The organism is Rhodococcus ruitaii (assembly GCF_055230935.1).
In genome coordinates, this window is sequence record NZ_JBUYWC010000010.1 from 25,013 (window position 1) to 49,091 (window position 24,079).

The window sequence follows — 24,079 nt, forward strand, 5'->3', positions numbered from 1 at the left end:
TCCAGCTTTCTCCCCACGGTAGCGCGGCTGCGAATCTGCCGGCCGCGACGACCGTCATCTTGGCGACGGACTCGATCGAAGAACGTGCCCCGTGCGGGAGCGCTCGGACGCCTAGTGTTCTGGACATGACGGCCTTCGACGACTTCGACGATTACCTTGCGCTGCCGCGTGCCACGACGCTCGTGATGTCGCCGGACGGCACCCGCTTGGTCTTGGCTCAATCGACCCTCGACGACACGGCGACGTCGTTCATCGGTGCGCTCTGGGAAATCGACCCCTCGGGCGGCGAACCGGCACACCGGCTGACCCGCGGAGCGAAGGGGGAGTCGAACCCGGCGTTCACCGCGACCGGCGATCTTCTCTTCACCGCGGCGCGGGGCGGGGACGACGAGCCGACCTCACTGTGGCGTCTCCCCGCGGACGGGGGTGAAGCCGAAAAGATGGCCGCTCGTAAGGGCGGCATTGCGGGCGTACACGCCGCGACCGGTAGCGACCGGATCGTGCTCACCGCGAACGTGCTCGGCCACAGCGACACCGACGACGAACGCGTCCGCACCGCACGCACAGACAACAAGGTCTCCGCGGTGCTGCACACCGGCTACCCGGTCCGATACTGGGACCACGACCTCGGCCCGGAGCGACCGCATCTGCTCACCGCAGCACCGGACGCCGACCTGACCGATCTGACCCCCGGTGTGCGGACCTCGCTGCGCAACGCTCAACTCGATGTGGCAGCGGACGGTTCGTTCGCCGCGTCGACCTGGATCGTGGCCGGGCCACTGGCCTCGCGACGCACGACCATCGTGCGGATCGACCTGACCACGGGACTGCGCACCCCACTCGTCGACGACGAGACCGGTGACGCGACGCACCCCACACTGTCTCCAGATGATTCGAAGCTCGCGTATTTGCATGAGGCGCTCAGCGGTCCGGACACGCCACCGCGCATCACGCTGCGGGTACTCGACATCGCCGACGGCACCACCGTCGTCGACGCGCGCGACTGGGATCGCCGGCCGACGTCGATCGCATGGCTACCCGATGGAGCAGGACTGGTGCTCACCGCCGACGACCGGGGACGCGCCCCGATCTTCGTGCTGCGGCCCGGAACAGATACGCCCGAGCAGGTCACCGGCGACGACGCCGCCTACACCGACGTGTCCGTCGCACCCGACGGCTCCGCACTGTATGCACTTCGAGCGTCGTACGAGATGCCGCCGCATCCCGTACGTGTCGCGCTGACCGGACCCGACGCCGGGACGGTGGCACCGCTCCGGGTGCCCACCGAACTGCCGGAGCTGCCGGGACACCTCACCGACGTCACTGCCACGGCCGACGACGGCACACCCGTCCGCGCTTGGCTCGCCCTCCCGGACACCGCCGCGGCGGATACCCCGGCGCCGCTGCTGCTGTGGATCCATGGCGGGCCGCTGGGCAGCTGGAACGCGTGGTCGTGGCGGTGGAATCCGTGGCTGTTGGTCGCGCGTGGCTATGCGGTGCTGCTGCCCGACCCAGCGCTGTCGACCGGTTACGGCGACGACTTCATCCGCCGCGGCTGGGGCCGGTGGGGCAAGGAGCCGTACACCGACCTCATGACGATCACCGACATCGTCGAATCCCGCCCCGAAATCGACGCCGAGCGCACCGCCGCGATGGGTGGCTCGTTCGGCGGCTACATGGCCAACTGGGTTGCCGGGCACACCGACCGCTTCCGGGCGATCGTCACTCACGCAAGCCTGTGGGCGCTCGACCAGTTCGGCCCCACGACCGACGTCGCCTGGTACTGGCAGCGTGAGATGACACCCGAGATGGCCGTCGAGAACTCGCCGCACCTGTTCGTCGCCGACATCGTCACGCCGATGCTCGTGATCCACGGCGACAAGGACTATCGCGTCCCGATCGGGGAGGCGCTGCGCCTGTGGTACGAGCTGCTCAACGAATCCGGGCTGCCCGCCGAGGACGACGGCACCACCGCCCACCGTTTCCTGTATTTCCCGAGCGAGAACCACTGGGTGCTCAGCCCGCAGCACACCAAGATCTGGTACCAGACCGTCGAGGCGTTCCTCTCCGAACACGTTCTCGGCACACCGATCGCACTGCCGGAGATCCTCGGGTGACCTCTGCGTCGCGTGAGCGCACACCGACGCCGCGCTGGTGGCGGATCGGGGTGTGCGCGGTGCTGCCGGCCCTCGTCGGTGCGGCCTGTGTGGTGCTGCTGGGAGCACAGCTCCAGCCGGTCACGCCGTTCATCGTCGTGATCCTCGCGGGTTGGGTGTTCGTGATACTGGGGGCCCTGTGGCTGGTGCTGGCACTGATCCGGCTGTGGCGATACCGTCCCGACCGTCGCCTGTGGATCACTCCCGGGATCGTCGTTGCGGCCGCTGTGGTGAGTGTGCTCGGTGTCCCGTCGTGGATCGGGTGGCAACTGTCGAAAGGCGAGCTCGAACGGCGTGCAGACACCTGTGTGGCCAGCCTCGATGACGTGCGCGTCGGTGTCTACGACGTGCATAGGATCACGGCCGGGTCGCGCGGTTGTCATTTTTATACCCGCGGCGGGCTGTTCAACATGGTCGGAGTGGCGCACCTGCCCGAGGGAACCGACAAGATCGGGATTCCGGAGCGGGAAGGAGACATCGGCTACCGACACTTCTACGGGGACTGGTACACCTTCACCGAGATCGTCTTCTGACTTCCAGGCCGTGTCCTGGTGATGTGGGCCATCCGCTTACGATTGTCGGGTGACCCGTGCGCCAGAGAACCCGCAGAACCCCGCCGACGCCCTCCCTAAGAGCTGGGACCCCAGCGCAGTAGAAGGCGAGCTGTATCAGGGCTGGGTAGACGCCGGATACTTCAAGGCCGATTCTGCGAGCGACAAGCCCGGCTATTCGATCGTGCTGCCGCCGCCGAACGTCACCGGCAGCCTGCACATGGGTCACGCACTCGATCACACGCTGATGGACGCCCTCACCCGCCGTAAGCGCATGCAGGGCTACGAGGTGCTGTGGCTGCCCGGCATGGACCACGCCGGTATCGCGACACAGACCGTCGTCGAGAAGCAACTCGCCGCCGACGGGAAGACGAAGGAAGACTTCGGCCGCGAGCTGTTCATCGACAAGGTCTGGGATTGGAAGCACGAATCCGGCGGCACCATCCAAGGTCAGATGCGACGCATCGGCGACGGCGTCGACTGGTCGCGCGACCGCTTCACCATGGACGACGGGCTCTCCCGCGCCGTGCAGACCATCTTCAAGCGGATGTACGACGACGGCCTCATCTACCGCGCCGAGCGTCTCGTGAACTGGTCGCCGGTGCTGCAGACCGCGATCTCCGACATCGAGGTCAAGTTCGAGGAGGTCGAAGGCGAACTCGTCTCCCTGCGGTACGGCTCCCTGAACGACGACGAACCGCACGTCATCGTCGCGACCACCCGTGTCGAGACGATGCTCGGCGACACCGCCGTGGCAGTTCACCCCGACGACGAGCGTTACCGGCACATCCTCGGCACCACCCTCGAGCACCCGATCACCGGGCGGCAGATCCCGATCATCGCCGACGAGTACGTCGATCCCGAGTTCGGTACCGGCGCCGTGAAGATCACCCCGGCGCACGACCCCAACGACTTCGAGATGGGCCTGCGGCACAACCTGCCGATGCCCACGATCATGGACAAGGCCGGCAAGATCGCCGATTCGGGAACCCGGTTCGACGGCATGGACCGCTTCGAGGCCCGCGTCAAGATCCGCGAGGAACTCGCCGAGCAGGGCCGCGTCGTCGCGGAGAAGCGGCCCTACCTGCACAGCGTCGGACATTCCGAACGGTCCGGCGAGACCATCGAGCCGCGCCTGTCGATGCAGTGGTGGGTCAAGGTCGACACCCTCGCCAAGGCCGCCGGCGACGCCGTGCGCGGCGGCGACATGGTGATCCACCCCACGAGCCAGGAACCACGCTGGTTCGACTGGATCGACAACATGCACGACTGGTGCATCTCGCGCCAGCTGTGGTGGGGCCACCGCATCCCGATCTGGTACGGCCCCGACGGCGAGGTCGAATGCTTCGGCCCCGACGAGACGGCCCCCGAAGGCTGGGAGCAAGACCCGGACGTGCTCGACACGTGGTTCTCCTCGGGCCTGTGGCCGTTCTCCACCATGGGCTGGCCGACGAAGACCGCTGAACTCGACAAGTTCTATCCCACAAGCGTTCTCGTCACCGGATACGACATCCTGTTCTTCTGGGTCGCCCGCATGATGATGTTCGGCACCTACGTCGCCGGCGACGACGCGGTCAACGGTGGCGAACCCGGAACGGTTCCGTTCAAGGATCTGTTCCTGCACGGTCTCGTCCGCGACCAGTTCGGCAAGAAGATGTCGAAGTCGCGCGGCAACGGCATCGATCCGCTCGACTGGGTCGATCGCTTCGGTGCCGATGCCCTGCGCTTCACCCTTGCGCGCGGCGCGAACCCCGGCAGCGACCTGGCGGTCGGCGAAGACCACGCTCAGTCGTCGCGGAACTTTGCGAACAAACTGTTCAACGCGACGAAGTTCGCACTCATGAACGGCGCAGTCGTCGGGGAGCTTCCCTCCCGCGACGCCCTCACCGACGCCGATCGCTGGATCCTCGACCGGCTCGAACAGGTTCGCGCCGAGGTCGACGAGGCGTTCGAGCGTTATGAGTTCTCGAAGGCCTGCGAGACGCTCTACCACTTCGCGTGGGATGAAGTCTGCGACTGGTATCTCGAACTCGCGAAAGTCCAGCTTGCCGACAGCAGCGCACACATCGACGGCACCAAGGTCGTGCTCGGGGCCGTTCTCGACGCGCTGCTGCGCCTGCTGCACCCGGTGATCCCGTTCGTCACCGAGACCCTGTGGAAGGTGCTCACCGGTGGTGAGTCGCTCGTGATCGCGCAGTGGCCGGCGGCATCCGGCGCCACGGCCGACGCCGGTTCGGCGCGCCGCATCGAGGATCTGCAGAAGCTCACCACCGAGATCCGCCGATTCCGCAGCGACCAGGGACTCAAACCGTCGCAGAAGGTCGCTGCACGCCTGGTGGGTGTCGATGCCGCGGATCTCGACGCACAGGTGTCTGCTGTGCAGTCGCTCGCGCGTCTCACCTCGCCCGAGGACGGTTTCGACGCGTCGGCGGCGATCGAAGTGCGCTTGAGTCGCGCCACGGTGACGGTCGAGCTCGACACCTCGGGCACGATCGACATCGGCGCGGAGATCGCGCGCCTGCGCAAGGATCTTGCGGCGGCGGAGAAGGAACTCGCCGGCACGACGGCGAAGCTCGGCAACGAGGCGTTCCTGTCGAAGGCGCCCGCCCCGGTCGTCGAGAAGATCACGGGCCGCAAACAGATCGCCGAAGAAGAGATCGCCCGCATCACCGCGCGGCTGAAGGAGCTGGGACAAGCGTGAGTGCCGACACTCCGGCATCTCCAGACCGGCCCGGGGATCCGTCCCCGGTCGATCTGGCAGAATTGACGCTGGTCGAGGCCGAACTCGACCAACGCTGGCCCGAGACGAAGATCGAGCCGTCCCTGACACGGATCTCCGCGTTGATGGACATCCTCGGTTCGCCGCAGCACAACTACCCGTCGATCCACGTTGCGGGGACGAACGGCAAGACCTCGGTCACACGGATGATCGATGCGCTCCTGACCCGGATGCAACACCGGACCGGTCGGACGACGAGCCCCCACCTGCAGATCGTCACCGAGCGGATCAGCGTCGACGGTGCACCGATCTCACCGCGGACCTACGTCGACACCTACCGCGACCTCGAGCCGTACGTGCACATGGTCGATGTGCAATCGGAGGCCGTGGGCGGCCCGAAGATGAGCAAGTTCGAGGTGACCACGGCGATGGCGTTCGCGGCGTTCGCCGATGCTCCCGTCGACGTCGCCATCGTCGAGGTCGGGTTGGGCGGACGGTGGGACGCCACGAACGTCGTCACCGGCCAGGTCGCCGTGATCACGCCGATCGGTTTCGACCACACCGGGTATCTCGGTGAGACGCTCACCGAGATCGCGGGGGAGAAGGCCGGGATCATCAAGAAGGCTCCCGAGGATGGCCTCGTACCTCGCGACACCGTCGCGATCCTCGCGCAGCAGGAACCCGAAGCGATGGACGTGTTGCTGCGGCAGGCCGTCGAATCCGACGCCGCGGTCGCCCGCCAGGGTTCGGAGTTCTCGGTGGTACGCCGCGCTGTTGCCGTCGGTGGCCAGCAGATCGACCTGCAAGGACTCGGCGGGCTGTACACCGACATCTTCCTTCCGCTCCACGGCGAGCATCAGGCATTCAACGCCTCCCTCGCGCTTGCTGCCGTCGAAGCGTTCTTCGGCGCGGGTCCCGACAAGCAACTCGACGTGGAGACCGTGCGCGCGGCGTTCGCGTCGATCGTCAACCCGGGTCGCCTCGAGCGGGTGCGGAATGCCCCGACGGTGTTCCTCGACGCCGCGCACAATCCGCACGGCGCGAGGGCTCTCGCCGCGGCGCTGGCCGGCGAATTCGATTTCCGCAAGCTTGTCGGCGTAGTCAGTGTGATGGCAGACAAGGATGTCGCGGGACTCATGGAGGCACTCGAGCCGGTGTTCGACGAGATCGTGGTGACGCACAACGGTTCGCCGCGCGCCATGGACGTCGACGACCTCGCGAACGCCGCGGTCGCGCGTTTCGGTGACGAGCGGGTGGTCACGGCCGCGACCCTGCCCGACGCGATCGAGACCGCCATCGCGATCGCGGAGGAGGTCGGCGAGCCGGGCGAAGCGGTGTCGGGTGCCGGTGTAGTGGTGACCGGCTCGGTTGTGACCGCCGGAGCGGCGCGCACACTTTTCGGAAAGGACCCTGCGTGAGCAGTGACACCCCCACAGGTGGGGACGACCCGACCACCGGCGGTTCGACGACCGGTGACGACACCGAGACCACGGAGTTCCTTCCTCCGACGACCGACCCGTGGAAGGGATTCCGCGGTGTCATGGCCGGCACGCTCGTGCTCGAAGCGATCGTCGTGTTGCTGGTACTCCCCGTGATCGCGACGCTCGGTGGCGGGTTGACACCCGTATCCACCGGATACGTCGTGGGCCTCGCGGTGCTGATGATCCTCGGCGCGGGCGTCCAAGGCCGATCGTGGGCGATCCCGTTCAACATTGCCCTGCAGGTCCTGGCTGTGCTCGGTTTCTTCGTCGACCTCGCATTCGGTGCGATCGGGGTCTTGTTCTGCGCGGTCTGGGCATACATCCTCTACCTGCGTAAAGACATCAGAGACCGGGAGCGCCGGGGTCTGCTTCCGGGGCAGCGCGGCTGAACCACTACGCTGGCTCCGTGATTGAGCGGACCCTGGTACTCATCAAGCCCGACGGCGTCGCCCGCCGTCATGTCGGAGAAATCCTGTCGCGCATCGAGCGCAAGGGACTGAACATCGTCGCTCTCGAGTTGCGCACCGCAACCACGGACATCGCGGCGGCGCACTACGCAGAACACGAAGGGAAGCCGTTCTACCCCGGTCTCCTCGAGTTCATCACCGGCGGCCCTCTGGTCGCCGCTGTGCTCGACGGGCCCCGCGCGATTGCTGCGTTCCGTCAGCTCGCGGGCGGAACCGACCCTGTCGAGAAGGCTGTCCCAGGTTCGATCCGCGGCGATCTCGGACTCGAGGCGGGAGAGAATCTGGTCCACGGATCGGACTCCGTCGAATCGGCCGAGCGTGAGATCGCGCTGTGGTTCCCCGGACTCGCGTCTGCGTAGACGCCCGACCCTTCCAGAACATGCTCGACGGCGCCCTTCGGGGCGCCGTTGGCGTATCTGTGCCTCGCTGTGTGGGATACTGAGGACGGTTGTACCGCGCGAGCCCGCGCGGAACGACCGACGACATCACGGATCGATGCCCGACATCGCGGTGGCCGAGGAACGCAGGAGATACCTCGCTCGGCTGCACGCTGGATGCACCGGCGCTCGATCTGCGATCAACCAGGCACCGCTCGGCCGTGCAGTGAAAACGGGCACCGGACGACCGAGTGATGCGAGACCGAACGAACTCGCGCTCCCTGCACGAGTACACAAGCAGCGCCCTCGTGTGGCCGCTCACGCCGCCTTCCAGCGGTGATGGACGCGCCCGGGGGTCTTAGGAGACTTACGTGGCCGATCAAGAGCCGCAGGAAAACAACTCAACCGAGGCGAATGCCCTGAACTTGCCCGCGAAAATCCGCGTGCATGCGCTTGCCAAGCTACTCGGATTGACCAGCAAACAGGTGATGGCGCAGGCCGCCGAACTCGGTACCGAACTGCGCAGTGCCCACTCGACGCTTCCCCGCGAGGCCGCGGAAGAACTCCACGCCAGGTTGAGCCGCCCGGCCGAACAGACTCCGCAGACACCGGCGTCCGAAGACACCGCTGGGCCCGAAGACACCGCTAGGCCCGAAGACACCGCTAGGCCTGCCGAAACACCGGAAGTGGCCGAGTCGCCGGTAGTCGAAGAGTCCCCGGCCGTCGAAGAGTCTCCGGTGGTCGAGGAGTCTCCGGTCACCGAAGAGTCGTCTACGGGTATCGCGCTACAGCTCGATGACGCGGACGACACCGCAGCCACAGAGCCCCTGGCTGCGGCTTCCGTGGGTGGACCGACCGGATTGTTCACTTCCCTCGAACAGGACACACCGCTGTTCGAGATCCCTGAACCCACGCCCGCTCAGACCACCGAGCAGGTCACTGCACCGCTGTTCCTCCAGCCCGAGGCCGCCCCGGCCGGAGAAGAAGGCGAAACCCGTCCGCGTCGTCGTCGTGCCCGCCGTGGCACTGCGGCGCCTGCTGCCGAAGACACCGCAGCGTCTGCTGCCGACACCGCAGCGGCTACTGCTGCGCCTACCGAGGCCGCAGCAGACACCGCAACGGAGACCGAGGGTGCCGCCGAGTCGACGGACTCCACTCCGAGCGGGGGTCGTGACGAGCAGGACGACCACCCTCGTCGTCGCCGCCGTGGTCGTCGTGGCCGCGGACGTGGACGCGGTGACAGCGCCGAGAACGAGCAGCAGGACGAGTCCACCGAGCAGGCCGATCAGTCGGGGTCCGGGGACGCCGAGACCGGCGGATCCGACGAGAAGGCTCCGCCGGCTGCGAAGCCCATCGAGGCCGAGGCCGAGGCCGAGGCCGAGACCGTTGCCGATGGCGCGGAGGACAGCACGACGGAGGAGGCCGACGAAAGCTCGGGGGACGACACGCACGGCGACGGCTCGTCGCGGCGTCGGCGTCGGCGTCGGCGTCGGCGCGGTAACGGCGACACCACCGAGGCCGCGTCGGACGACGATCCGCCCAACACCGTCGTCCACGAGCGGGAACCGCGCCCCAAGACGCGTGCCGTGAAGGACGAGGTTCAGGGCATCAGCGGGTCTACCCGACTCGAAGCGAAGCGTCAGCGTCGCCGCGACGGTCGTGAGGCAGGCCGTCGGCGCCCGCCGATTCTCACCGAGTCGGAGTTCCTGGCCCGGCGCGAGTCGGTCGAACGCGTCATGGTCGTCCGCGAGAAGGTCGACGGACCGCACGTCGGCATGACCCAGGTGGCCGTGCTCGAGGACGGCATCCTCGTCGAACACTTCGTGACCAGCGCCGGATCGGCGTCGATGGTCGGCAACATCTACATCGGCCGAGTTCAGAACGTGCTCCCTTCGATGGAAGCTGCATTCATCGACATCGGTCGCGGCCGCAACGGTGTGCTCTACGCCGGCGAGGTGAACTGGGAAGCGGCAGGTCTCGGTGGTCAGTCCCGCAAGATCGAGCAGGCTCTCAAGCCCGGCGACCAGGTGGTCGTGCAGGTGAGCAAGGACCCGGTCGGTCACAAGGGCGCACGGCTGACCACCCAGATCAGCCTCGCCGGACGATTCCTCGTATACGTGCCGGGAGGCTCGTCGACGGGTATCAGCCGCAAGCTGCCCGACACCGAGCGCAAGCGACTCAAGGACATCCTCCGCGAGGTCGTCCCCGCCGATGCCGGTGTGATCATCCGCACCGCCGCGGAAGGCGTCAGTGAGGACGAACTCGCACGCGACGTCGCGCGCCTGCAGTCGCAGTGGGAAGCCGTCCGCGAACAGGCCGACAAGATCCAGTCCGACGGATCGGGTCAGCCGAAGGCGCTGTACGAGGAGCCGGACCTGCTCGTGAAGGTCGTTCGAGACCTCTTCAACGAGGACTTCTCGAAGCTGGTCATCGAAGGCGATAAGTCGTGGAACACGGTCGAGAGCTACATCCGTACCGTCGCATCCGATCTGCTGCCGCGAGTGGAGCGCTACCAGTCGCAGTCGTCGGTCGATGTCTTCGGTGTGCACCGGATCGATGAGCAACTCGCGAAGGCGCTCGACCGCAAGGTGTGGCTGCCGTCCGGCGGTACCCTCGTCATCGACCGCACCGAGGCGATGACGGTGGTCGACGTCAACACCGGCAAGTTCACCGGCGCGGGCGGAAACCTCGAGGAGACCGTCACCCGCAACAACCTCGAAGCCGCCGAGGAGGTCGTGCGGCAGATGCGTCTACGCGACATCGGCGGCATGATCGTCGTCGACTTCATCGACATGGTGCTCGAATCCAACCGCGATCTCGTGTTGCGTCGCCTCACCGAGGCGCTCGGCCGGGACCGCACACGGCACCAGGTGTCCGAGGTGACGTCTCTCGGCCTGGTGCAGATGACGCGCAAGCGTCTCGGTACCGGACTCGTCGAGGCGTTCTCCACGACCTGCGAATCCTGCCAGGGGCGCGGCATCATCGTGCATTCCGAGCCGATCGAGTCGAAGCCTGCGGACGACTCCGGACGTTCGTCGCAGGGTGGAGGGTCACGTCGCAAGCGGGGACGCGACAAGAGCAACAGCACTCCACAGGAGTCCGTGACCGAGCCCGCCCCTGCGGCCTCCACTCCCGACCCGGAGGCGGCCGCCAAGCGCGCGGCGCATCCGGTGGCATTGGCGATGGCCGCGCACCAAGCGCACGACAAGCCCGCTGGCGACGCCGAAGAGAGTGCCGTCGAGGTGGTCGCGGACACGGTTGCAGTGGAGCAGCCGGAAGTGGTTGCGAAGGCGGAAGTCGCGGTGAAGTCGGAAGCGCAGCCCGGCGAGGTCCACAGCGAGCCCGTGGTCGAGCTCACTTCGGAGGCGAAGCCTCCCGTCGAGTCCGAGCCGGCAGAGCAATCCGAGCCGGCAGAGCAGTCCGAGTCGGCAGAGCAGTCCGGGCAAGCGGAACCTGCTCCACGCCGTCGTCGTGCCCGCAGAGTATCGCGAGCAGCTGCCGCACCGGTAGACGAGAGTGCAGGAAAGCCCCGGGTGTTCGTGGTAGCCGCGCCCACGCCCGATGCCACACCGGAACCGGCTGCACCGGAACCCGCTGTTCCGTCCAATGACGGTGCCGACGCGGTGGAAATCGTTCGCCGTCCCCGTCGTCGCCGGGCTGCCGGACGGCCGGCGGGACCACCCGTCGACGCCCAGGTGTGATCCGCTGAACCCGGGTCGACGAATGTCGACCCGGTTTCGGTCACACCTGGTTTGACCCTGGTAGTCACCTTCCCGTAATCTTCTACAGTCGCTACTCGGCGATACTGCTCAGCTGCGCCTGGTTCAGGAAGTCGGCGGGACCCGAGTCAGCAGCCACACCAGACCAGTCGTGTCGCACTACCGCGACGCGAGCACGTTCGAAGAAGCAAGGGGTAGCCGTCCCATGGCAACGTACGCGATCGTCAAGACCGGCGGTAAGCAGTACAAGGTCGCGCAAGGCGATCTCGTCAAGGTCGAGAAGATCGAGGGTGAGCCCGGCACGGCTGTCTCGCTTGCTCCGGTCCTCGTCGTCGACGGGTCTGCGCTCACCACCGACAGTGATGCGCTGGCGAAGGTCTCGGTGAGCGCCGAGATCGTCGAGCACACCAAGGGTCCGAAGATCCGCATCCACAAGTTCAAGAACAAGACCGGGTACCACAAGCGCCAGGGACACCGTCAGAAGCTGACGGTCATCAAGGTCACCGGTATCAAGTAACTCGAACTTCGGCTTCACAACCCAGGAGGGTTCGTCATGGCACACAAGAAGGGTGCATCCAGCTCCCGTAACGGTCGCGATTCGAACGCACAGCGACTCGGCGTCAAGCGTTTCGGCGGGCAGTCCGTCAACGCTGGCGAGATCATCGTGCGTCAGCGTGGCACCCACTTCCACCCGGGCGTGAACGTCGGACGCGGCGGCGACGACACGCTGTTCGCTCTCGAGGCCGGTGCCGTCGAGTTCGGCAGCAAGCGCGGTCGCAAGACCGTCAACATCGTCCCGGTCGCGGCAGACGCCTGAGTCAGCCGTCCGACAAGGACACCGCGAGAGCATTCTCGCGACATACTCCCAATAGGGGCGGGCCAGGGTCGCACACCCTGACCCGCCCCTATTGTGTGTTTCATAGGCATTGTGTGTTTCATAGGCAATTTTTCGTTCGGAGAGAGGTCCACCCATGTCCCGCTTCATCGACCGGGTTGTGCTGCACGTCAGTGCCGGCAAGGGCGGCAACGGTTGCGCCTCTGTCCACCGCGAGAAGTTCAAGCCGCTCGGAGGCCCCGACGGTGGCAACGGGGGCAATGGCGGCGACGTCGTCCTCGAGGTCGACGAAGGTGTGCACACGCTGCTCGACTTCCACTTCCACCAGCACGCGAAGGCGTCGAACGGTTCGCAGGGAGCCGGTGGGAACCGCGAGGGAGCGAACGGAAAGCACCTCGTTCTCAAGGTGCCGGACGGCACGGTGATCCTCGACAAGGACGGCCATGTGCTCGTCGACATGGTCGGGGCAGGCACCCGCTATGTCGCGGCGAACGGGGGCCGTGGTGGTCTCGGCAATGCCGCGCTCGCGTCGCGCGCCCGCAAGGCGCCCGGCTTCGCGCTCCTCGGTGAGGAAGGCGAGGAGTTCGACCTCGTCCTCGAACTGAAGTCGGTTGCCGATGTCGGTCTCGTCGGATTCCCGTCGGCGGGCAAGTCGTCGCTCGTGTCGGTGCTGTCTGCCGCGAAGCCGAAGATCGCCGACTACCCGTTCACCACGCTGGTGCCGAACCTCGGCGTCGTGCAGTCGGGCGATACGACCTTCACCGTCGCCGACGTGCCGGGGCTCATCCCCGGCGCCAGCGAAGGCCGCGGTCTCGGGCTCGACTTCCTCCGGCACCTCGAGCGCTGCGCGGTGCTCGCACACGTGGTGGACTGCGCAACCCTCGAACCGAATCGCGACCCGATCTCCGACGTCGATGCCCTGGAAGCGGAGCTCGCCGCGTATCAGCCGGCGCTGTCGGGCGACAGCAGTCTCGGTGAACTCTCCGAGCGCCCCCGAATCGTCATCCTCAACAAGGCCGACGTCCCCGACGCCGCGGAACTCGCCGAGTTCGTCACCCCCGAGTTCGAAGCCCGAGGATGGCCCGTGTTCACGATCTCTGCGGTGAGTCGAGAAGGATTACGTCCCTTGACCTTCGCCCTTGCGAAGATGGTCGAGGACTACCGTGCGGCTCATCCGCCTGCCGCTCCCGCCCGACCCATCATCCGTCCCGTCGCCCGCGACGAGACCGGGTTCAGCGTCGTCGCCGACCCGAATGAGCCCGGTGGCTTCATCGTCCGCGGCACTCGGCCCGAGCGTTGGATCCGCCAGACGGCCTTCGACAACGACGAAGCCGTCGGTTATCTCGCCGATCGCCTCGCGCGGCTCGGCGTCGAGGACGAACTGGTCAAGCAGGGCGCCGAACCGGGATGCTCCGTCACCATCGGCGACGTCAGCTTCGAATGGGAACCGCAGACCCATGCGGGTGTCGACGTGGTGCCCACGGGCCGCGGCACCGACGCGCGCCTCGACCAGACCGATCGGGTGGGCGCCGCCGAACGTCGTCATGCCAAGAAGGTCCGCCGCGGTCTCGCCACCGACGACGAATTCTGAACCGAGGAGCACAGTGAGCGACACCCGCGGGGTCATCGCTTCCGCACGCAGCATCATTGTCAAGATCGGATCGTCGGCCATCACGAGCCTGGCGGGCGGCCTCGACCGCGAACGCCTCGATCAGCTCGTCGACGCCATCGAAGGGCGCATGCGGGCCGGTTCGAACGTCACGGTTGTGTCGTCGGGTGCGGTCGGTGCCGGTTTGGCGCCCCTCGGCCTGACCATGCGACCGCGCGACCTCGCCACCAAACAGGCTGCCGCGAGTGTGGGGCAACTCGCACTCGCGCACGCGTGGGGAACCTCGTTCGCCCGGTACCACCGCACCGTCGGGCAGGTGCTTCTCACCGCCGACGACATCGCCCGTCGCACCCAGCATCGGAACGCGCAGCGCACCCTCGACCGGCTCCGGTCGCTGGGCGCGGTGCCCGTGGTCAACGAAAACGACACCGTCGCGACGGTCGAGTTGCGCTTCGGCGACAACGACCGCCTCGCCGCGCTCGTGTCGCACCTGACCAGCGCGGACGCACTCGTCCTCCTCTCGGATGTCGACGGTCTGTACGACGGGGATCCCCGAAAGGGCGGAGCGACCCTGATTCCGGAGGTCACCAGCCCGGAAGATCTCGACGGGGTGGTGGCCGGATCGGGCGGTGCACTCGGAACCGGGGGAATGGCAACCAAGCTTTCCGCGGCCCGGCTCGCCGCCGACTCCGGGGTGCCGGTGTTGTTGGCCGCTGCGTCGGATGCCGCTCGGGCGCTGAGCGCTGCCGACGTGGGTACCGCGTTCGCTGCACGCCCCGAGCGCATGTCGGCGCGCCACTTCTGGGTGCGGCACGCCGCCGACACCCTCGGCACCCTGCATCTCGATGCGGGAGCGGTGCGCGCCGTCGTCGAACGCCGCAGGTCGCTGCTCGCCGCCGGCGTGACCGGGATGAGTGGCAGCTTCCACGCAGGTGACGTCGTTGCGCTCGTCGGACCGGACGAACGCACCGTGGCCCGTGGTGTCGTGGCCTACGAGCCGAGCGAACTCGATTTCATGATCGGATTCTCCACGCGGCAGTTACCTCAGGACCTGCAGCGACCCGTCGTGCATGCCGACGATCTGGTGCGCATCTGACGCCGAAGTTCCTTCTGTCCGGCGTGCACACCGTTCTGTTCACGGGTTCGGAATGTTGTTGTAGCCGTGGACTATTGCCACGGGTCGATAGTGGGTATCCCGGCGGCCTCGAATGGCCCCCGATCGCGGGTTGCGACGGTGAATCCTGCGGCAGCCGCTGTGGCGGCAATCATCCCGTCGGCGATGGCGATGGCGAGCCCTGCGGCGCGGGCCTGCGACATCATGCGGCCGTATTCCGCGGTGGCATCCAGGTCGTAGGCCAGGATGCGGCCGGTGAACACGGGCAGGGTGTAGTTCTCCAGCCAATCTGTGTACTCGTCGCGACGGCGACCGGCGGGCATCGTCGCGATGCCGTACCGGAGTTCGCCGACGGTGACCGCCGACAGGTACAGGGTCTCGCTGGCCTGGGCGTCCAGCCACGCTGTGACGCGATCGTTTGGGGCCTTGGTGGTGGGCTCGCTGATGACGTTGGTATCCAGGATGATCACTGGCCGAACTCCATCGGTTCATGAGGGGTCGTTTCGCGGCCGAAGTAGGTGGCCTGTTCGTCCTCGGTGAGCCGGTTCTCCTCGCCGATGACGCTGGAGAGGAGCGTGCCGAGCTTGACCCGCTCAGGCGGGTTTACTGCCTCGGTGAGGATGGCGCGCATTTCGGCCTCGATGCTGCGTTCGTTTCCGGCTGCGCGCTGGCGGATAGCGCGGTGTACTTCGTCGCTCAGATTTCGGATCGTCACGTTCTTCATTCGCTATCATCTCCCGTCTGACCGACATCAGTGGTGATAGTTCGGCGTATGTGCCATCGATGATGGCAAAGATAGCCTACCTGCTATCACTCTCGCTTGATGGTCGTGCATGCCGACGATCTGGTGCGTATCTAGGTTCGGGGTTCTCTGCGTCCCTGCGAAATGGCGCGGCCGCATGATGAAGTTCGGCGCTCACCGCGGCGAAGACCGGTCGGCGCGTGCTGCCCGAGCGGTATGCGATGCGGGTCCGTCTCCCGATCGGGAGGGCTGTGAGCACCACTGATGGCGGGACGTCGATCGCGCCGAGTTGCGGTACCAGTGCGACACCGGCTCCGATCGCAACCAGGCCGAGCACCGTCGCGAAGTCGTCGATCCGATGGGTCACGTGCGGTTCGAAGCCCTGGGAGTGGCACGTACGGACGGCCATGGTGTGGCAGAGAGTTCCGCGATTGCCGAGAATCCAGCGGATCTCCACACCGAACGTGCGGCTGCCGTTGCTCCCGGCGCGTGAGCTTCCTGCGCGTCGAGATCTGCTCCGGTCCCTTCGAGAGATCCGGCGGATCTGTGGTCGAACGACGTAAGCCGTCGCTGCTCGCGTCGCCGCGCCGGGGAGGCAGCTTCCACGCCGGCGACGTCGGCCAGAGGTTCGACCGCTGCGACACTTTCCCCCAGCTCTGCGGGTTTCCTTTCCCTCACGACCCACGGCAACCCGGACAACGGGAGGAAAGTTCCGTGCGGGGTTTGGGTCACCGGCGAGGACGGGCCGCCAAGATCAATATTCGGCTGTAGTACCAGCGCGTCTCAGGGCACTGAGCACCTCGGAGGTGCCCGCGTCGATCTTCACCGTCGCGTGGGTATCTCCACGACTGGGTCCACGGTTCACGATCGCGACCGGGATACCCTGTGCGACAGCGCGACGGACGAAGCGCAGTCCCGATTGCACGGTGAGTGAGCTTCCCGCGACGAGAAGCACATCCGCGTCGTCGACCAGTTTGTAGGCTGCGTCGACGCGGGGGCGCGGCACGATCTCACCGAAGTACACGATGTCGGGTTTGAGCATGCCGCCGCACCGGTCACAATCCACGACGACGAAGTCGCTGGTGTCGGCGACGACGGCGTCGGCATCCGGCGCGACCTCGAGGCCGGTGACGCCATGCGCGCGCTCCGTGAAATCGGGGTTCGCTGCCGACAACCGTTCGTGCAGCGTGAACCGTGAGATGCGGTTCTCGCATGCAAGACACCGGACCTGAGCGTACGAGCCGTGCAGGTCGATCACGTGACGGCTTCCCGCTTTCGTGTGCAGCAGGTCGACGTTCTGGGTGATGACGCCGAGGACGGTGCCGCTCCGTTCCAGCGCGGCGACCGCCCGGTGACCGGCATTCGGTCGTGCGGCATCCATATGCCGCCAGCCGACGTGGTTGCGCGCCCAGTAGCGTTGCCGGAACTCGGGATCGCCGACGAACTGCTGAAACGTCATGGGATTGCGCGGCGGTGAATCGGGGCCCCGATAATCGGGGATCCCGGAATCCGTCGACACCCCGGCTCCGGTGAGGACGACGACGCGTCGCCCGGCCACAAGGGTATGCAGCGCCTCGGACGGGTTCGTCACCGTCGACTCTCGGGTACCGACCACAGGCCCTCCTTCGCGGCCTCCATGCTATTCCTGCGCGGTGGTGTTGGTCCCTCGGGCGGGGAGCAGGCCCCGGACGGTGTCGATACTGTCGGCGTCGGCAGGCGACTTGTCGGGGCGGTAGCGCAGAACCCGGGCGAAGCGCAGCGCGACACCACCCGGATAGCGAATGCTGGTCTGCACGCCGTCGAGTTCGATCTCGACCACCAACTCGGGCCGCAGGTACACAGTGTGGTCGTCGCGATGGGATTCGAAGTCGGGGAACCGGGTGGTCTGCCATCGCAGCAGTGCGTCGGTCAGGCCCTTGAAGGTCTTGCCGACCATGATCGGGGGACCGCCGTCGGGGTCGCGGGCACCGAGGTGCAGGTTGGACAAGAACCCGGTGCGACGCCCGTAGCCCCATTCGGCACCGAGGACGATCAGGTCGAGCGTGTGTTCGGGTTTGATCTTCTGCCACGCATGGCCCCGACGACCGGCCAGATACGGCGACGACAGGGACTTCACCATGACCCCCTCGTGGCCGTGTTCGAGAGCGGCCTCGAGGTGAGCGTGCGCCGCAGCCGGTTCCGGCGAGTCCACCGCCGGAATCCGATGTGCACCCGCGACACGCTCGAGGAACGTCAGGCGTTCGGTCAGCGGCAGATCGAGCAGGTCGACACCGTCGAGGTGGAGGCAGTCGAAGAAGTACGGGCGGAGTAGGAGTTCGCGGGCGGTGCTCGACCCGAAACGGCTCATGGTCTCCTGGAACGGGCGTGGTCGCCCGGTATCGGTGAGGGCGAGCGTCTCCCCGTCCAACACGACACTGCGGCACGGCAGTTCGGCGACCAGATCGACGAGTTCGGGTACCGACGAGGTGATCTCGCGCAGAGTCCGCGTGAACACCCGCACCGAGCCGCCGTCTCGGTGCACCTGAATGCGTGCACCGTCGAGTTTGTACTCGACGGTGCAGTCGCCGGCGAACTCGTCGAGCGCCGATTCGACGGACGCGGCGGGCACAGCGAGCATCGGCCGGACCGGACGCCCAAGCTCGAGCCGGAACGCGGACAGGGCATCGAGCCCACCGGAGAACGCCGCGGCTGCCGCACGGGGGAGTTGCCCCGAGAGCATCACCGCGCGTCGTACGGCGTCGGCCGGCAGCTCCGCGGTGGCCGCCACGGCGTCGGTCATGACGCCTTCGAGTGCGCCCTGTCGGAGCTCCCCGCCGAGCAGCTGCACCAGGAAGTCTTGCTCGTACACGGTGGCGCGGGTGAACAGGTCCGACAACATTTCCATTCTCAGTCCGGTCGATCCGGGACCGGACAGGCCCGCGATGCGGTCGACGAGTGTGCCGACCTCGGTGACCGTCAGAGTCGGATCGTGGGCGGGTGCTGCCTGCAACGCCGCGAGTGTGCGGTACCCGACGCCGATGCGCCCTTGCGGCAGCACACCGGACAGCCACGACACCACAGGCTCGACCTCATCGGGAGTCGCCTGTGCCAGCAGGGCTCGCAGGGCGCCTGTCTTGACCTTCCGCGACCGTGTCGCGGCGACCGCGGAAGAGGTCTCGACCACCTGAGTCAACAGCACCGTTCGACGGTATCGCCGCAGGATGGTCGACGTCGACGAATGCCGACAGTGTCAGCGCGCGCCCGCGCTCTTCGCCGCAGCGACGAATCGACGAATCGCGTCGGAGTCCTTCACCCCGCGCGATACTTCGACACCACTCGAGACGTCGACACCCCAAGGCTGGACCGCGGCAATGGCGGCGGCGACGGTATCGGGATACAGACCACCGGCCAGCAGCCACTGCCCCGTCGGCAGTGACGGTAGTACCGCGGGATCCCACGATTGCCCACTGCCCGGTGTCGGGGCGTCGACCAGCAGGAGGTCTTCGCCGAAGGCACCGGTATTCAGGGGCTGGGCGGTATCGGCGCCGACGGCGCGGATCAGGCGCGCGGGATGATCTGCCAGCGCGGCGAATGCCTCGTTCGGGTAGTTGCCGTGCAGCTGGATCGCTCGGACTCCGGACGCTTCGGCGAGCTCGCGGACCTCCTCGACCGATTGTCCGGCGAACACGCCGACGGTGAGCACGTTCTCGGGCACGTCGGTGGCCAGCTCGGCCGCACGTTCCGGGGTGACGTGCCGGGGGCTGGCGGCAAGCACGAACCCGATGGCGTCGGCGCCCGCAGCGACGGCTGCTGCTACGTGCTCGGGGTCCCGCAGGCCGCAGATCTTGACGAACATACCTCGAACCCTACGTCGCGGCCAGCCGGCGGTTGTTCGGGGCGGTCCCGGATGTCGGTGAATGCCGCATGTGGGGTGCGGCCAGAGGAGACCATGGACTGCGAAGAGGATCGACGACGGGAGCCCGGGGAATGGGAGCTGCAAAGAGTTCGTCGACGGCAGTCGAGCTGGACGTCGACGGCCGAACGGTGCGGATCTCGCATCCCGAGCGGGTCTATTTTCCGGCGCTCGGCGTCACCAAGCTCGACCTCGCCCGCTACTACATCGCCGTGGGAGACGGCATTGTTCGCGCACTGCGGGATCGTCCGTGCATGCTGCATCGGTTCCCCGAGGGGCTCGAGGGAGACAAGGTGCATCAGAAACGGCTGCCGCGCGGCGCACCGGACTGGGTGCAGACCGTCCGTGTGCACTTCCCCCGATACCACCGCGACGCCGACGAACTGTGCGTCACGCACCTCGCGGACGTCGTGTGGGCAGTGCAGATGTCGACGGTGGAGTTCCATCCGTGGAACTCGCGCCGCGGCGACGTGGAGAAGCCCGACGAGTGGCGGATCGATCTCGACCCGATGCCCGAATGCGACTTCGGGAAGGTGCGGCGTGTCGCGTCGGTGGTGCACGAAGTACTCGACGAATTGGGCGCGGTGGGGTGGCCGAAGACCTCTGGCGGACACGGGCTGCATGTCTACGTACGGATTGATCCGAACTGGGGATTCGACGATGTACGCAGGGCTGCACTGGCTTTCGCGCGCGAAGTGGAGCGGCGCGCGCCGGCGGACGTGACCACCACGTGGTGGCGTAAGGACAGGGACCCCACTGCGGTGTTCGTCGACTACAACCAGAACACTCGCGACCACACACTCGCGGGCGCGTATTCGGTGCGCGGAGTTCCGGAAGGAACCGTCTCGGCGCCGGTGCGGTGGGCCGAAATCGACGATCTCGAACCCCGCGATTTCACCATCGAGACCGTCCCCGGCCGATACGCGAAACTCGGCGACCTGCATGCCGGTATCGACGACGACTCGTTCCCGCTCGATCGGCTCCTCGAATGGGCCGATCGGGACGAGCGAGACATGCAGGAAGAGGATGGATCTCAGTAGCCGGCGCTCACGTCGATCGCCGCGACAGGTTCGACTCCCGACGCGAACCGAGTGACGTTCTCGACCACCCGGTCCACGTAGGCGGGAACCCGCAGCGCCGGCGGATTCGAATCGTGTGGCGTGATCATCGCATTGGGTAACGACCACAGGGGATGCCCGCCGGGGAGGGGTTCGGGGTCTGTGACGTCAAGACCTGCACCCGCGATCGTGCCTGCAGTCAATGCGCCGACCAAGGCGTCGGTATCGATGAGGTTGCCACGCGCGATGTTCACCAGCCACGCGGCCGGCTTCATCGCCGCCAGTTCCTCGGCGCCGATCAGATGCTCGGTATCCGGCGTGGCCGCTGCAGAGACCACGAAATGATCTGCAACCGACCATATCTCGCTGATCCGCTCCACGGAGAACGTCTCGACTGCGCCGGGGACGGGACGTCCGCTCCGGTTGACGGCCAGGGCTCGTGCACCGAGTGCGGCAAGCATCGGGATGAGCGCGCGTCCGATTCCGCCCGCGCCGATGATGCCGATCGTCGCTCCCCGCAGCGTGCCCAGACGCGGGTAGAACGACTCGGGTGCCCAGGACGTCGCCGCCAGATGGTGGGGGAGTGCTCGCACACCGGCGAGCAGCAACATCAGGGCGTGCTCGGCGACGGTGGCCGAGTACGCACCGGCCGCAGACGTCCACAGCACCTGTGGGTGGCGCTTGATGATGCCCTCCGAGAGCCAGTGTTCGACACCTGCCGAAGGTAACTGCACCCAGCGTACTGAGTCGGGAAGGGTTCCAGGAAAAAGATCCGGTCCGCTGGTCCAGATCAGTGCGTCGGGACGCTCCTCGAGCGACACCGTGATCGCGCCTCCGCTGGAGACCGCTCGGACGAACACGTCGTCGGGCCGGGGACCGACAGCAATGCGGGGCGAACGCGCAGAGGAGGTCATGGCCTCGACTCTATGCGTCCGCCCCGCATCGGTCACGCTGTGTGACCCCTGCTTTCAGGTCGGTCAAGCGGTCTCTTCGACGATGAGCGGGTAGACCCCGTTCTCGTCGTGCACCTCACGCCCGGTGACCGGCGGATTGAACACGCACAGCATCCGCATGCGGGTGTCAGGCTCGACACGGTGCCGCTCGTGTCCGTTCAGCAGGTACATCGAACCCGGCGCGAGGTCGTACACGACATCGTTGTCGAGGTCGCGCAGTTTGCCGGTACCCTCCACCAGCCAGACGGCCTCGATGTGGTTCGCGTAGTGGAACTCGTTGATCGTTCCCGGCTCGATGACGGTCTCGTGGAACGAGAAACCGACTTTGTCGCCGGCAAGAACGATGCGCTTACTACGCCACTGTCCGTCCTCGGAGGTGATGTCGCGCTCGGTGTCGGTGATCTCGTCGGTGGTGCGCACGATCATGTGATGCGGTGCTCTTTCTGCTGATGAACTGGGGACGGTCGGTCAGGAACGAACCTTGGCGGTGGCCTCGGCGAGGATGTTCAGACCGTACTCGAGCTCGTCGTCGGTGATGGTCAGCGGCGGCAGCAGCTTGACGACCTCGTCGGACGGACCCGACGTCTCGGCCAGCAGCCCCTGCTCGAAGGCGAAGGCACATACCTTGTCGGCATCAGCCGGGTCGTCGAACACCAGACCCTGCACCAGGCCGCGACCGCGAGTCGACACTCCGTCGAACTTGTCGGACAGGTTCATGAACGTCTGATGGATGCGCTCGCCCTTGCGCAGCGTGCCACGCTCGAGCTCGTCGTTGGTCCAGTAGTGCTTCAGTGCTGCGGACGCAGTGATGAACGACGGGTTGTTGCCACGGAACGTGCCGTTGTGCTCGCCCGGGCCCCACACATCGAGTTCCCGCTTGAACAGCGTGAGCGCCATCGGCAGGCCGTAACCGCCGATGGACTTCGACAGCGTCACGATGTCGGGGGTGATGCCTGCTTCCTCGAACGAGAAGAAGGCGCCGGTGCGGCCGCAGCCCATCTGGACATCGTCGACGATGAGCAGGATGTCGCGCTCGGCGCACAGATCCGCCAGTGCGCGCAGCCATTCGGGGCGTGCGACATTGACGCCGCCCTCACCCTGAACGGTCTCGACGATCACCGCGGCGGGCCGGTTGAGGCCACTGCCGGAGTCGTCGAGCACGCGGGAGAACCACTGGAAGTCTTCGGTGACCCCGTTGAAGTAGTTGTCGAACGGCATCGGAGTCGCGTGCACGAGCGGAACGCCGGCGCCGGCGCGTTTCATCGAGTTGCCGGTGACCGACAGGGCTCCGAGCGTCATGCCGTGGAACGCGTTGGTGAAGTTGATGATCGATTCGCGGCCGGTGACCTTGCGGGCCAACTTGAGAGCGGACTCGACGGCGTTGGTGCCGGTGGGGCCGGGGAACTGGACCTTGTAGTCGAGGCCACGCGGCTTCAGGATCACGTTCTCGAAGGTCTCGAGGAGATCGCGCTTCGCGGTGGTCATCATGTCGAGGCCGTGCGTGACCCCGTCTCTCATGATGTAGTCCACCAGGGCGGACTTCAGGATCGGGTTGTTGTGCCCGTAGTTCAGGGCACCGGCACCGGCGAAGAAGTCCAGGTAGTCCTTGCCGTCCTCGCTCCGCAGCCAGGAGCCGGACGCTGTGTCGAATACTGCGGGCCACCCACGGCTGTAACTGCGGACCTCGGATTCGAGGTGCTCGAAGATATCGTTACCAACGTGGGTGTTGGGCTTGTCTTCCAGGATGGTCATTGCTTTCTGGTCCTCCTGTGATGAATGCGATCGCGAACTCAGGTTCGGGATACCCGAGAAATCCCTGATCAATCGCCGATCGTGTAGAGATCTTCCGCCAGATGTGAATCGGGAAAATCGTCGGGAGCGAACAAATCCGTTCGCGTGATATGAGTGCCACGGCGACGTGCCAGGGCGGTGAACATAGCGATCGAAGCGGCGTTGTCGGGGCTCACTGTGGTTTCCAGCCGGGTCACGCCGGACGGTCGCAGGCGGTCGAGGAGAGCGTCGAGCATGCGCCCGGCCACTCCGCGGCCACGCTGATCAGCGTCGACGGCAACCTGCCACACGAACAGCGTCTGCGGGGAATCCTGCCTGCGGTAACCGGTGATGAATCCGACCGGGCGGCCGGTCTCGTCGGCCGCGACAACCGATGTATCGGCGAAGTCACGACACCACAGCACATACGCGTAACCGGAATTGACGTCGAGCACCTCGGAATCGCGGGCAATCTGCCACAAACGCTTTCCGTCGGAGATTTGCAAGCTCCGAAAACTCAATTCAGCCGGTTCGGTCGTTGGGGTACTACTTTCCATAACGGGCTTCATAAGTACTTCGAACCTAACAAGACTCCCGAGCGAAATCACCCCTTTGGCCTGAATCTGCAGCGGATAG

Annotated in this window: 22 protein-coding genes; 12 read left to right on the forward strand and 10 right to left on the reverse strand. The window is 66.5% G+C overall.

From position 1 onward, the window contains the following. Positions 1–125 precede the first annotated feature (125 nt). From ACZI8W_RS14265 to proB, 11 genes are all read left to right on the forward strand, one after another. Positions 126–2,117 carry an alpha/beta hydrolase family protein gene (locus ACZI8W_RS14265; RefSeq protein WP_463369153.1) on the forward strand — a complete coding sequence of 664 codons (1,992 nt, stop codon included), beginning with the start codon at positions 126–128 and terminating at the stop codon, positions 2,115–2,117. Beyond that, positions 2,114–2,689: a hypothetical protein gene (locus ACZI8W_RS14270; protein ID WP_463369154.1), complete on the forward strand. Its 576-nt coding sequence runs from the start codon at positions 2,114–2,116 to the stop codon at positions 2,687–2,689. Before ACZI8W_RS14265 ends, ACZI8W_RS14270 begins: the two co-directional genes overlap by 4 nt. A gap of 49 nt (positions 2,690–2,738) precedes the next feature. Next, complete coding sequence (locus ACZI8W_RS14275; protein WP_463369155.1) at positions 2,739–5,408, forward strand: valine--tRNA ligase; 2,670 nt, start codon at positions 2,739–2,741, stop codon at positions 5,406–5,408. After that, the gene (gene folC, locus ACZI8W_RS14280; RefSeq protein WP_463369156.1) at positions 5,405–6,844 is read left to right on the forward strand and encodes a bifunctional tetrahydrofolate synthase/dihydrofolate synthase; all 1,440 of its coding nucleotides are present in this window, start codon (positions 5,405–5,407) and stop codon (positions 6,842–6,844) included. The genes ACZI8W_RS14275 and folC overlap by 4 nt, the downstream gene beginning before the upstream one ends. A 122-nt stretch (positions 6,845–6,966) precedes the next feature. After that, positions 6,967–7,296, forward strand: a complete 330-nt coding sequence (locus ACZI8W_RS14285) for a DUF4233 domain-containing protein (RefSeq protein ID WP_463369354.1) — start codon at positions 6,967–6,969, stop codon at positions 7,294–7,296. A 17-nt stretch (positions 7,297–7,313) separates the two neighbouring features. Beyond that, positions 7,314–7,733, forward strand: coding sequence for a nucleoside-diphosphate kinase (gene ndk, locus ACZI8W_RS14290; protein ID WP_463369157.1), 420 nt, complete (start codon positions 7,314–7,316; stop codon positions 7,731–7,733). A 389-nt stretch (positions 7,734–8,122) separates the two neighbouring features. Next, a complete protein-coding gene (locus ACZI8W_RS14295; protein ID WP_463369158.1) occupies positions 8,123–11,452 on the forward strand; it encodes a translation initiation factor IF-2 N-terminal domain-containing protein in 3,330 nt (1,109 codons plus the stop codon). Between the two features lie 223 nt (positions 11,453–11,675). Next, positions 11,676–11,987, forward strand: a complete 312-nt coding sequence (gene rplU / locus ACZI8W_RS14300) for a 50S ribosomal protein L21 (RefSeq protein ID WP_463369159.1) — start codon at positions 11,676–11,678, stop codon at positions 11,985–11,987. Positions 11,988–12,023: 36 nt separating this feature from the next. Then, entirely contained in the window at positions 12,024–12,287 is a 264-nt protein-coding gene (gene rpmA / locus ACZI8W_RS14305; protein WP_463369160.1) for a 50S ribosomal protein L27, read from the forward strand. Positions 12,288–12,441: 154 nt separating this feature from the next. After that, positions 12,442–13,896, forward strand: coding sequence for a GTPase ObgE (gene obgE / locus ACZI8W_RS14310; protein WP_463369161.1), 1,455 nt, complete (start codon positions 12,442–12,444; stop codon positions 13,894–13,896). Between the two features lie 13 nt (positions 13,897–13,909). Continuing rightward, positions 13,910–15,010 (forward strand): glutamate 5-kinase, encoded by a 1,101-nt coding sequence (proB, locus tag ACZI8W_RS14315; RefSeq protein ID WP_463369162.1) that lies wholly within the window; start codon positions 13,910–13,912, stop codon positions 15,008–15,010. A 71-nt stretch (positions 15,011–15,081) separates the two neighbouring features. Here the strand turns inward: proB and ACZI8W_RS14320 are convergent, their stop codons facing one another. From ACZI8W_RS14320 to ACZI8W_RS14345, 6 genes are all read right to left on the reverse strand, one after another. Continuing rightward, positions 15,082–15,498 (reverse strand): type II toxin-antitoxin system VapC family toxin, encoded by a 417-nt coding sequence (locus tag ACZI8W_RS14320; protein ID WP_463369163.1) that lies wholly within the window; start codon positions 15,496–15,498, stop codon positions 15,082–15,084. After that, the gene (locus ACZI8W_RS14325) at positions 15,495–15,752 is read right to left on the reverse strand and encodes a FitA-like ribbon-helix-helix domain-containing protein (RefSeq protein WP_463369164.1); all 258 of its coding nucleotides are present in this window, start codon (positions 15,750–15,752) and stop codon (positions 15,495–15,497) included. The genes ACZI8W_RS14320 and ACZI8W_RS14325 overlap by 4 nt, the downstream gene beginning before the upstream one ends. 76 nt (positions 15,753–15,828) lie before the next feature. Continuing rightward, positions 15,829–16,455, reverse strand: coding sequence for a LysR substrate-binding domain-containing protein (locus ACZI8W_RS14330; RefSeq protein WP_463369165.1), 627 nt, complete (start codon positions 16,453–16,455; stop codon positions 15,829–15,831). A gap of 69 nt (positions 16,456–16,524) precedes the next feature. Next, entirely contained in the window at positions 16,525–17,385 is an 861-nt protein-coding gene (locus ACZI8W_RS14335) for an NAD-dependent protein deacetylase (protein ID WP_463369166.1), read from the reverse strand. Between the two features lie 24 nt (positions 17,386–17,409). Continuing rightward, the gene (locus ACZI8W_RS14340) at positions 17,410–18,948 is read right to left on the reverse strand and encodes an ATP-dependent DNA ligase (RefSeq protein WP_463369167.1); all 1,539 of its coding nucleotides are present in this window, start codon (positions 18,946–18,948) and stop codon (positions 17,410–17,412) included. A gap of 51 nt (positions 18,949–18,999) precedes the next feature. Then, entirely contained in the window at positions 19,000–19,605 is a 606-nt protein-coding gene (locus tag ACZI8W_RS14345; RefSeq protein ID WP_463369168.1) for a phosphoribosylanthranilate isomerase, read from the reverse strand. A 131-nt stretch (positions 19,606–19,736) separates the two neighbouring features. Here ACZI8W_RS14345 and ligD point away from each other — a divergent pair, with 131 nt between their 5' ends. After that, positions 19,737–20,702 carry a non-homologous end-joining DNA ligase gene (gene ligD, locus ACZI8W_RS14350; protein ID WP_463369169.1) on the forward strand — a complete coding sequence of 322 codons (966 nt, stop codon included), beginning with the start codon at positions 19,737–19,739 and terminating at the stop codon, positions 20,700–20,702. Here ligD and ACZI8W_RS14355 read toward each other — a convergent pair. From ACZI8W_RS14355 to ectA, 4 genes are all read right to left on the reverse strand, one after another. After that, on the reverse strand, positions 20,696–21,634 hold the full coding sequence (locus tag ACZI8W_RS14355; RefSeq protein WP_463369170.1) for a D-isomer specific 2-hydroxyacid dehydrogenase family protein: 939 nt from the start codon (positions 21,632–21,634) through the stop codon (positions 20,696–20,698). The genes ligD and ACZI8W_RS14355 overlap by 7 nt on opposite strands. Positions 21,635–21,697: 63 nt before the next feature. Beyond that, the gene (locus ACZI8W_RS14360; protein WP_463369171.1) at positions 21,698–22,099 is read right to left on the reverse strand and encodes an ectoine synthase; all 402 of its coding nucleotides are present in this window, start codon (positions 22,097–22,099) and stop codon (positions 21,698–21,700) included. 42 nt (positions 22,100–22,141) lie between these two features. Beyond that, the gene (gene ectB / locus ACZI8W_RS14365; RefSeq protein ID WP_463369172.1) at positions 22,142–23,425 is read right to left on the reverse strand and encodes a diaminobutyrate--2-oxoglutarate transaminase; all 1,284 of its coding nucleotides are present in this window, start codon (positions 23,423–23,425) and stop codon (positions 22,142–22,144) included. Between the two features lie 68 nt (positions 23,426–23,493). Further along, the gene (gene ectA, locus ACZI8W_RS14370; protein ID WP_463369355.1) at positions 23,494–24,012 is read right to left on the reverse strand and encodes a diaminobutyrate acetyltransferase; all 519 of its coding nucleotides are present in this window, start codon (positions 24,010–24,012) and stop codon (positions 23,494–23,496) included. Positions 24,013–24,079: the final 67 nt, after the last annotated feature.